This window comes from Ramlibacter sp., assembly GCF_028292805.1.
In the GTDB taxonomy this organism is placed as follows: domain Bacteria; phylum Pseudomonadota; class Gammaproteobacteria; order Burkholderiales; family Burkholderiaceae_C; genus Ramlibacter.
The window spans coordinates 1-9,728 of record NZ_JAQGLS010000199.1; the positions used below are offsets into that span (position 1 = coordinate 1).

At 69.5% G+C, this 9,728-nt stretch carries 8 protein-coding genes and 1 riboswitch; of the genes, 2 read left to right on the top strand and 6 right to left on the bottom strand.

Translation table 11 applies throughout. The features are described 5' to 3' along the window. From JWP65_RS12355 to ribD, 3 genes are all read right to left on the bottom strand, one after another. The coding region (locus tag JWP65_RS12355; protein ID WP_299764111.1) for an ATP-binding protein at positions 1-1,319 on the bottom strand (1,319 nt) is incomplete at its 3' end. A 152-nt stretch (positions 1,320-1,471) separates the two neighbouring features. Then, positions 1,472-2,110 (bottom strand): riboflavin synthase, encoded by a 639-nt coding sequence (locus JWP65_RS12360; RefSeq protein ID WP_299764113.1) that lies wholly within the window; start codon positions 2,108-2,110, stop codon positions 1,472-1,474. Next, positions 2,110-3,213, bottom strand: coding sequence for a bifunctional diaminohydroxyphosphoribosylaminopyrimidine deaminase/5-amino-6-(5-phosphoribosylamino)uracil reductase RibD (gene ribD, locus JWP65_RS12365; protein WP_299764129.1), 1,104 nt, complete (start codon positions 3,211-3,213; stop codon positions 2,110-2,112). The genes JWP65_RS12360 and ribD overlap by 1 nt, the downstream gene beginning before the upstream one ends. A gap of 103 nt (positions 3,214-3,316) precedes the next feature. Here ribD and JWP65_RS12370 point away from each other — a divergent pair, with 103 nt between their 5' ends. Next, entirely contained in the window at positions 3,317-3,874 is a 558-nt protein-coding gene (locus JWP65_RS12370; protein WP_299764119.1) for a GspH/FimT family pseudopilin, read from the top strand. A 2-nt stretch (positions 3,875-3,876) separates the two neighbouring features. On the opposite strand, the gene nrdR is transcribed toward JWP65_RS12370, so the two are convergent. The 3 genes from nrdR to JWP65_RS12385 form a co-directional block, all read right to left on the bottom strand. Then, a complete protein-coding gene (gene nrdR, locus JWP65_RS12375; protein WP_299764121.1) occupies positions 3,877-4,326 on the bottom strand; it encodes a transcriptional regulator NrdR in 450 nt (149 codons plus the stop codon). A 10-nt stretch (positions 4,327-4,336) separates the two neighbouring features. Beyond that, entirely contained in the window at positions 4,337-5,581 is a 1,245-nt protein-coding gene (gene glyA / locus JWP65_RS12380; RefSeq protein WP_299764123.1) for a serine hydroxymethyltransferase, read from the bottom strand. A 38-nt stretch (positions 5,582-5,619) separates the two neighbouring features. Next, positions 5,620-5,767: riboswitch (ZMP/ZTP riboswitch) on the bottom strand. A gap of 14 nt (positions 5,768-5,781) precedes the next feature. Next, positions 5,782-6,633 (bottom strand): lytic transglycosylase domain-containing protein, encoded by an 852-nt coding sequence (locus JWP65_RS12385; RefSeq protein WP_299764125.1) that lies wholly within the window; start codon positions 6,631-6,633, stop codon positions 5,782-5,784. Positions 6,634-7,441: 808 nt separating this feature from the next. On the opposite strand from JWP65_RS12385, the gene JWP65_RS12390 reads away from it, so the two are divergent. Then, the coding region (locus tag JWP65_RS12390; protein ID WP_299764127.1) for a DUF349 domain-containing protein at positions 7,442-9,728 on the top strand (2,287 nt) is incomplete at its 3' end.

A 9,728-nucleotide genomic window follows, 5' to 3' on the forward strand; every position in this document is an offset into this window, starting at 1 on the left:
CCCGCATCACCCGCATCACCCGCATCACCCGCGGTTGCCGCGGCGGCCGGCGGTACGCCCAGCCGTGCGGTGACCCAGAAGGTGCTGCCCTGGCCGGCGACGCTGTCCACGCCGACCTCGCCGCCCATCAGGGCAGCGAGCTTGCGCGAGATCGCCAGGCCCAGGCCGGTGCCGCCGAACTTGCGCGTGGTCGACGCATCGGCCTGCTGGAAGCGCTGGAACAGCAGCCGCTGCTGCTCGGGGCTGATGCCGATGCCGCTGTCGCTGACGGCCAGCCGCAGCACCACGTGGTCGGCGTCGCGCGACTGCACGGCGGCATGGATGCCGATGCGGCCTTGCGTGGTGAACTTGATCGCGTTGCCGGTGAAGTTCATCAGCACCTGCGCCAGCCGCAAGGCATCGCCCACCAGCTGCGCCGGCACGTCGCCATCCACGGTCACGCGCAGCGCCAGGCCCTTGGCCCGCGCCTTGGCCGACAAGGTGCCTTCGATGCGCTCGAGCACGCAAGCCAGGGTGAAGACGGTGGTCTCCAGCTCCAGCGCGCCCGAGTCCACCCGGGCGAAGTCCAGGATGTCGTTGAGGATCCCCATCAGGTGCTCGCCGGCCGCATGCACCTTCCCCAGGTACGCGTGCTGCTGGTCGTCCAGCCGGGTCTGCAGCAGCAGGTCCGACAGGCCCAGAATGGCGTTCATCGGCGTGCGGATTTCGTGGCTCATGTTGGTCAGGAATTCGTCCTTGGCCCGGTTCGCCCCTTCCGCCGCCTCCTTGGCCGCCTGCAGCTCCCGGGTGCGGTTGCGCACCATCACCTCCAGGTGCTGCAGCTGCTGCCCGTTGCTCCGGGCCAGCGTCCACTTGGCGGTGAGCGTGCGGGCCAGCTGCGCGACCTCGATCATGTCGAACGGCTTGCGCACGATCAGCAACCGGTCCCGCACGTCCAGCCGCTGCAGCACCTCTTCCCACGGATGGTCGGAATAGGCGGTGCAGATCACCACCTGCAGCTGCGGGTCCACCCGCCAGAGGCGCTCGATGGTCTCCACGCCGTCCCAGCCGGGCGGCATCCGCATGTCGACGAAGGCCAGCGCATAAGGGCGGCCGGCCGCCAGCGCGGCCTCCACCATCCGCAGGCCTTCGCGGCCCTGGTAGGCCGAGTCGAGTTCGAAGCCTTCGTCCACTGGCGCGGCGGCCTCGCCGAACAGCTCGTTTTCGAACTGGTCCAGCTGCTCGGGCGCGCAGTGGGCGGTCAGCGTCTTGTGAAAGTCCTGGTGCATCGACGGCATGTCGTCGACGACGAGGATGCGTCGGTTCAATGTGGCGGGCATGGAGGCAAGGGTGTCGCCAGGCAGCGGCCGGGCGCGACAGGAGCGGCCTGCCGGTGATCCCGCGAGGGCGCGGGCGCGTCAACCGCTATCAGACCAGATCGCGGCCCCGCCGGAACGCTTCAGGGCAGGCGATTGGCCTAGCCGAAAAGACCTCAGTGTCCGCTGGCCGCCGCCGGCGCGGCGCCCAGCATGCGCTCGACGTAGCGGGCGATCAGGTCGATCTCGAGGTTGACGCTGCTGCCCGCGCGCAGCGTGTGCAGCGCGGTGTTCTGCACTGTGTGCGGGATCAGGTTGAGGCTCAGGGTGGCGCCGTCGGCGCCGTCGGCCACGCTGTTGACCGTCAGGCTGACGCCGTTGACGGTGACCGAGCCCTTGTACGCCAGGTACTTGGCCAGCCCTTGCGGGGCCAGGATGCGCAGCTCCCAGCTTTCGCCGACCGGCTCCAGCCGCAGCACCGTGCCGACGCCGTCGACATGGCCGGAGACCAGGTGGCCGCCCAGGCGGTCCTGCGGCCGCAGGGCCTTTTCCAGGTTGATGGGGCCGGCCTGCGCCAGGCCGGCGGTCCTGGCCAGTGACTCGGCGGAGATGTCGATGGAAAAGCGCGAGGCGCCGGGGTCGAGCGCGGTGACGGTCATGCAGGCGCCGTTCAGCGCGATGCTGTCGCCCAGGCCGACGTCGTCGAGGTAACCCGCGGGCGCTTCGATCGAAAGCCGCTTGCCGTGCTGCGTTGAGGAGCCGAGGTCGTCGATGGCCGCGATGCGGCCGACGCCCGTGATGATGCCGGTGAACATCAGGGTATTTTCGCCGAAAGCCAATCGTGCCCCGCCACCCGCGCCAGCACCCGCAGATCGGGCCCCACGCGCTGCACCTGGCCGAACTCCAGCGCCACGCCGTCGGCCAGCTGCGCCAGCGGGCCGATCTGCACCATGCCGCGGCCGGCGCCCAGCAGCTTCGGCGCGAAGTACAGCAGGAATTCGTCGACCAGTCCCTCCCGCACTAGCGAGCCGTTCAGCTTGTTGCCGGCCTCGACGTGCAGCTCGTTGATGCCGCGCTGGCCGAGATCGGCCAGCAGCGCGGGCAAGTCCACCTTGCCGCCGGGGCCGGGCAGCAGCACCACTGTTGCGCCGCGCGCCTCCAGCGCCGCCTGCGCCTGCGGCGGCGACTGCGCCGCGTAAACCAGCACGGGCCGGCCGGGCAGGAACAGGGCGGCGGCTGGCGGCGTCTGCAAGCGGCTGTCGACCACCACCAGCAGCGGCTGCCGCGCCACCGGCGCCAGCCGCACGTCCAGCCGAGGGTCGTCCTCCAGCACGGTGCCGATGCCGGTCAGCACCGCACCGGCGCGGGCGCGCCAGGCATGGCCGTCGGCGCGGGCCGCCGCGCTGGTGATCCACTGGCTGCGCCCGTTCTCCAGCGCCGTCTGGCCGTCCAGCGAGGCGGCGATCTTCATCCGCACCCAGGGCTGGCCGCGGGCCATGCGGCTGAAAAAGCCGATGTTCAGCGCCGTGGATTCGTCCGCGCCCGGCCCGGTCTCCACCGTGATGCCGGCGGCGCGCAGCCGGGCCAAGCCCTGGCCCGCCACCAGCGGGTTCGGGTCGGCCAGCGCAGCGACCACGCGGGCAATGCCGGCGGCGGCCAGCGCATCGCAGCACGGGCCGGTGCGACCGTGGTGCGAGCAAGGCTCCAGCGTGACGTAGGCGGTGGCACCGCGCACGTCGTGGCCCAGGGCAGCGGCGTCGCGCAGCGCCATCACCTCGGCGTGCGCCTGGCCGGCCGGCTGGGTGAAGCCGGCCCCCAGCACGCGGGTGCCGTCGGCGGACACCAGCACGCAGCCAACGCGCGGGTTCGGATCGGAAACGCCGATGGCCTGGCGCGCCAGCGCGAGTGCCTGGTCCATGGGGTGGGGCTTGCTGTTCACCGCCGCATTCTCGGTGAAGTTGTCACGCACCACCGGCCACTTGTCCACCGCCGGCGGCGGCGCCACGCGCCTACCGTGTGGCATGCAGCAACGCGCCCCTCGCCACGAGCGTGGCTTCAACCTGATCGAAGTGGTGATTTCGCTGGCCGTGCTCGGCGTGCTGGTCGGCGTGGGCGTGCCCAGCGCGGCCGACATGATCGAGTCCCAGCGGCTCGCCAACGTCTCCAACGACGTGCTGCAGCAGCTGCACCTGGCGCGCAGCGAAGCGATCAAGCGCAACGCCCGGGTGGTGCTGTGCAAGTCGTCGGGCGGGGACACGTGCGCCAAAGCGGGTGGCTGGGAGCAAGGCTGGATCCTGTTCCAGGATGCCAACAACAGCGGCACCCGGGAGCCGGCCGAGCCGGTGCTGGAGCGGCTGCTGCCGGTGCCCCAGGGCTTTCGCCTCAGCGCCAACACGCCGATGGCCCGCTACGTGTCCTTTGGCCCGTTCGGCGGCGCCCGCATGACGTCGGGGGCGTTCCAGGCCGGCACCTTCACGGTCTGCCGGATCTCGGTGGACCAGGTGGAAGGCCGCCAGATCATCATCAACGCCGGCGGCCGCCCGCGCGTGCAGAAGGTGCGGCTGGCCGAGTGCCTCTAGCACTAACGCCGGATCTCGTCGACCACGGTCTTGAACTCGTCGACGTCCTCGAAGCTGCGATAGACGCTGGCAAAGCGCACGTAGGCCACCTTGTCGAGCTTCTTGAGCTCGCGCATGACGAGCTCGCCGATGCGCGAACTGGGAATTTCGCGCACGCCCAGGTTCAGCAGCTTTTCCTCGATGCGCTCGATCGCGCCGTCGATCTGCTCGGTGCTCACCGGGCGCTTGCGCAGCGCCAGGTTCATCGAGCCTTGCAGCTTGGCGCGCTCGTAGTCGATGCGCCGGCCGTCCTTCTTGACCACCACCGGGAAGGTGACGTCGGGCCGCTCGTAGGTGGTGAACCGCTTGGCGCAGTGGGCGCACTGGCGGCGGCGGCGGATGAAGTCCCCGTCCTCCGCCATCCGCGTCTCGACCACTTGCGTGTCGGCATGGCTGCAGAACGGGCACTTCACGGGGGTGCCTTTACTTGTAGACCGGGAAGCGACTGGTCAGGGCATTGACCTTCTCGCGCACCGCCGCGATGTTGCCGGCGTCGCGCGGCCGGTCCAGCACGTCGGCCACCAGGTTGGCCGTCAGCCGGGCTTCTTCTTCCTTGAAGCCGCGGGTGGTCAGGGCCGGAGTGCCGATGCGCACGCCGCTGGTGACCATCGGCTTTTCCGGGTCGTTCGGAATCGCGTTCTTGTTGATGGTCATGTGGGCCTCGCCCAGCACCGCCTCGGCTTCCTTGCCGGTGATGCCCTTGGAGCGCAGGTCGACCAGCATCAGGTGGCTTTCGGTGCGGCCGCTGACGATGCGCAGGCCGCGTTCCACCAGCGTCTCGGCGACCACCTGGGCGTTGCGCACCACCTGTTGCTGGTAGGCCTTGAACTCGGGCTGCAGCGCTTCCTTGAAGGCCACCGCCTTGGCCGCGATCACGTGCATCAGCGGTCCGCCCTGCAGGCCGGGGAAGATGGCGCTGTTGATCGCCTTCTCGTGCTGCGGCTTCATCAGGATGAAGCCGCCGCGCGGGCCGCGCAGGCTCTTGTGGGTGGTGGAGGTCACCACGTCGGCGTGCGGCACCGGATTCGGGTAGACGCCGGCGGCGATCAGGCCGGCGTAGTGGGCCATGTCGACCATGAAGATCGCGCCCACGTCCTTGGCCACCTTGGCGAAGCGCTCGAAGTCGATCCGCAGGGAATAGGCCGAGGCACCGGCGATGATCAGCTTGGGCTTGCTCTCGTGGGCCTTGCGCTCCATGGCGTCGTAGTCGATCGCCTCGTCCTGGTTCAGGCCGTAGCTCACCACGTTGAACCACTTGCCGCTCATGTTCAGCGCCATGCCGTGGGTCAGGTGGCCGCCTTCGGCCAGGCTCATGCCCATGATGGTGTCGCCGGGCTTGAGAAAGGCCAGGAACACGGCTTCGTTGGCCTGGGCGCCGGAGTGGGCCTGCACGTTGGCGGCCTCGGCGCCGAACAGCTGCTTGATGCGCTCGAGCGCCAGCGTTTCGGCCACGTCGACGTTCTCGCAGCCGCCGTAATAACGCTTGCCGGGATAGCCCTCGGCGTACTTGTTGGTCAGCTGGGTGCCCTGGGCCGCCATGACGGCCGGCGAGGCGTAGTTCTCGCTGGCGATCAGCTCGATGTGCTCTTCCTGGCGCCGGTTCTCGGCCAGGATCGCGGCCCACAGCTGCGGATCGGTCTGTTCGATGAGGATGTTGCGTTGGTACATGCGCGGCAGTTCTTTGGACGAAAGGTCCCTGATCAATACAGGGCTGCCCAGGCGAACGGCTGGATCACGGGCCCGCCAGGGGACCGCGGCACGCTTCCCAGTGGTTGGGCGGGGGCTGGCCCCCGCGATGGTTCCACGTCAGCCCTCCCTGGCGGGGAGGGCCTATCGCCAGTCGCGTGCTGCGCTAGTTTAGCGCAGGGTCAGGAAGTGACCGGCGCGGCGGCCGGGTTGTCCTGTTCCGGCGCCGGCACCGGGATCGGCATGGGCGCTGCCTGGTTGCCGGCCGGGGCCAGCGTGCGCAGCGTCGGCGGCGCCGGCGGCGTCATCAGCGGCACGATGCGGCCGGAGGCCACCTCGCGCAGCCGGGCGTGCTCGGCCAGCACCTTGTCGGCATAGCCGCCGTCTTCCGCCAGCAAGGCGGCGCCGACGTAGAACTTCAGCCCGGCCTCGACCGAGCCGGCCCGCTGAATGCACTCCTGCAGCACCTTGACGCCGACCCGCAGGTTGGTCACCGGATCGAACGCCGCCAGCTTGCCACCGAAGTTCTCGTACTTGTCGCTGTGGATGCCGGTCATGACCTGCATCAGACCCTGCGCCCCCACCGGGCTCTGGGCGAACGGGTTGAAGCTCGATTCGACGGCCATGATGGCCAGGATCAGGGTCGGGTCGAGCTTGGTCTTGGCGCCAATTTCATAAGCCTCGGCCACCAGCGCGCTCAGCGGCTCGGGCGCGACGCGGTACTTCTTGCTCAGCCAGTACGCCACCGCCGCCTGCTGCTTGGGCAGGTCCTTGGGGTTGAGCGCGGTGGCGCGGTCGATCGCGTCCAGCTCCGGCACCAGCCCGAGGGCCTGGGCCTGCCGGGCGTGCAGCCACGTCATGAGCTGCGACTCGCCCACCTGCCGCAGGTCCGGACGGGCCAGCAGGGTGAGGGCGGCAAAGACCGTGGCCAGGCCGACGATGGCAAAGCCGTTGTGCGTGATTTCGAAGAAGCCCTGGGCAATGTCCGAGACGAATGTCTGAACGCCCTTGGCCAGCTTTCCTGACGCTGTCATAGCACTTCCTTTCTACGCGCGGAGCCGGCGTGTTCAGCTGCTGTGCAGCATGCGACGACGGATCCTCGTTTGGATTGGTACGCCATCGAGACCGGAGGCCCTCCCGCGGGAGGAGCCCGGCACGGTCCCGACTTAGCCGGGTTCGGCAGCGGGTTCTGGTATTCCCTGACTCTTTGGCCGGGACGGGCGGATTCTAGGAGTGCGTTTAATGCCGGGTCAAGGATGTTTTATCCATTCTTTATACTATAAGATGAATATAGACCGAACAATTAGATGGGAAGAGGCGCTCGTCAACGCGTGGGAATCGACCGCGGGCGTGTGTCAGCCATCCTTGACAGGCGAGTGGGCACTTCGGTGGGCAACCTGCTGCCGTTCGTCGGGCACGTTCCTGCGCAGGCCGCGAATCAACGCGACCCGAATCAACGAAATCAGTTCAATCGCGCCGGCCCGCGCCATTGAAAAGCCAATTTGCAATGCGCGCGCTTGTCAGCTACCTTGCGAGAGCCCGAGTGATCGGGCAATCAGCCGGTGGGGCCACGCTTGTGGCAGCCCGGCCCCCCCATGGAAGCAATCATTTGCTTCCGGCGCGACGTGGACATGAAACTCCGTGTTGCGAACCCAGGCGAGACGACATCGGGTCGCTCGCCCAGCCCGGCACGTGGCCTCTGGCCACCGTGCCGGGCTTTCTTTTTGATGCCTGCCGAATGTGCTGCGCGGCGCCCGTTACCGGCCCGACGCAATCGCGGCGACAATACCGCCTTGCCCCCGCCTCGGGGGTTTTCCATTCCAACGCACGAATTCCCCGCCAGTGAGCTCTCTCAAAACCCAAGACACCCAGTCGCTCGATGCCCTGACCGGGGGCGCCTTCTCCGCGCCCACCTCCGGGGAGCGCACCGCCCGTGTGCGCGAGTGGCTGGCCACGCAGCCCACCACCGAGCAGATGCAGGAAGTCTTTCGCGAGCTGAGCGCCCGCGACAAGGGCGCCGCCCGGCCGCTGCGCGAGAAGCTCGACGAGATCAAGCGGGCCAAGGGCCAGGAGATCATCGCCGCCGAGTGGGCCGACAAGGCGCGCGTGCTGCTGTCGCAGCCGCGCCTGAACGTGGCCGACGCGATGGCCTGGCAGCGCGACGCCGCCAAGGCCGGCGCGCCCCTGAGCCGCGAGCCGCTGGCCGGCGTCAAGTCCGAGCTGGCCGAGCGCGTCAGGGGCATCGAAGACCTGCAGACCCGCGTGCAGGTGCAGCGCGAGGCGGCGGTGCTGCTGGCCCAGCGCATCGAAGTGCTGTCGACCAAGTCGTGGCGCGATGCCCAGGCCGTCGTCGAGGCGCTGCGCACCGACGTGCCGCAGTGGCAGGAGCAGGCCCAGAGCCTGCTTGCCGATGCCAACTGGGGCAGCGTAGACCCGAAGTTCCCGCCGCTGCTTGAAGCTTCGCGCGGCCAGCTGCAGGTGGTGTGGGAGTCGTTCCAGAGTGCACTGACGCAGGCGACGGTGGCCGCCGAAGACCCGGCCGCCCCGCTGCCTCCGGTCCCGGTGTGGGCCGACGAGCTGCGCCAGGCCCGCGGCCAGCCGGCCGAAGCCGCCCCGGCCAAGGCGCCCCGGGCGCCCAAAGCGCCGGTCGACCCGGAACTGCGGGCCAAGGCCAGCCAGGCCGTCACCGACACGCTCGAGAAGCTGGAGCAGGAAATTGCCCAGGGCCACGGCAAGACCAGCGCCGGCGTCGCCGCCGCGTTGCGCAATGCGCTGAAGGAACACAGCAAGCTGATCGACGACAAGCTGGAAGCCCGGGCCCATGCGGCCCTGACGGCGGCCGGCGAGATGGAAGGCTGGCAACGCTGGCGTGCCGACCAGCTGCGGATGGAGCTGGTCGCCAAGGCGGAAGCGCTGTTCGAGACGGTCGGCGAGCCCAAGCCGCCCGGCGCACGCCGGCGTCGTGGCGCTGCGGCTGACGCGTCGCAGGCGCTGGAAGGCGCGGACGCCGTCGTGGCTGCCGAGGCCGCCGACATTGCCGACGCACCGGCATCGCTGCCGGAAACCGATGCCCAAGCACAGACTGCGGCGCCCGAGGCCGCTGCAGGCGAGGCCGCCGAGCCCGAAGCTGCAGCGCCAGCAACTGCCGCGCGGCAGGACGAGCCAGCTGCCGCAGCCGCAGCTGCCGAACCCGAACCCAAAGCCGAAGCCGAAGCCGAAGCCGAAGCCGAAGCCGAAGCCGAAGCCGAAGCGGAACCGGAACCGGAACCGGAACCCAAGTCGGCACCGGCACCCGCCGTCGCCGAACTGCCGCCCGTGCCGACCGGCCCCCGCGTTCGCAGGCCCCGTTACGGCGGCCGCAAGATGCAGGAATCGCTGCGCAGCCTGCGCGACCAGTGGAAACAGGTCGACCAGGGCGGGCCGCCCAACCACGCGCTGTGGAAGCGCTTCGACGAAGCCTGCAACGAAGCCTACAAGGTGGTGCAGGAGTGGCTGGACAAGGTCAAGGGCGAAGCCGCCGAGCACCGCGCCACCCGCCTGGCGTTGATCCAGGAAGTCAAGGACTGGGCCGCCGAGAACCAGACCGCCCGCGACGGCGACTGGAAGGGCTTCAACCGCATCCTGCACCAGTTCTCGGACCGCTGGCGCGAAGCCGGCCACCTGAGCGAGAAAGCCTTCGCCGAGCTGCAGCCGCAGTGGAAGGAAGCGATGGCCCTGGCCAGCGCGCCGCTGGAGCAGCTGCAAAAGGAGAGCATCGAGCGCCGCCAGGCCATGATCGAAGAGGCCAGGGTACTGGGCGAGGCGCCCATGCTGCGCATCGACGCCGTCAAGTTCCTGCAGCAGCGCTGGCAGCAGGAAGCGCAAGGCGTGCCGCTGGACCGCAAGTTCGAGCAGAAGCTGTGGGACGCATTCCGCAAGCCGATCGACGAGGCCTTCAACCGCAAGACGGCCGATCGCGAGAAGGCCGCCGCCTCGATGACGGGGCGCGACCGCGCCGTGCTCGAGGCATCGCGCGCGGTGGAAGAAGCGACGGCGGGCGGCGACGCCCAGAAGATCCGCGCCGCGCTGGCGGCGCTGGAACAAGCCATGCGGGCGCGTGACGACGAGCAGGCTGCCGCACCGGCGGCGC

Coding starts and splice junctions, on each gene's coding strand:
- JWP65_RS12360 (WP_299764113.1), bottom strand. CDS start 2,110: ATGTTCACCGGCATCATCACGGGCGTCGGCCGCATCGCGGCCATCGAC.
- JWP65_RS12370 (WP_299764119.1), top strand. CDS start 3,317: ATGCAGCAACGCGCCCCTCGCCACGAGCGTGGCTTCAACCTGATCGAA.
- glyA (WP_299764123.1), bottom strand. CDS start 5,581: ATGTACCAACGCAACATCCTCATCGAACAGACCGATCCGCAGCTGTGG.
- JWP65_RS12385 (WP_299764125.1), bottom strand. CDS start 6,633: ATGACAGCGTCAGGAAAGCTGGCCAAGGGCGTTCAGACATTCGTCTCG.
- ribD (WP_299764129.1), bottom strand. CDS start 3,213: ATGGACCAGGCACTCGCGCTGGCGCGCCAGGCCATCGGCGTTTCCGAT.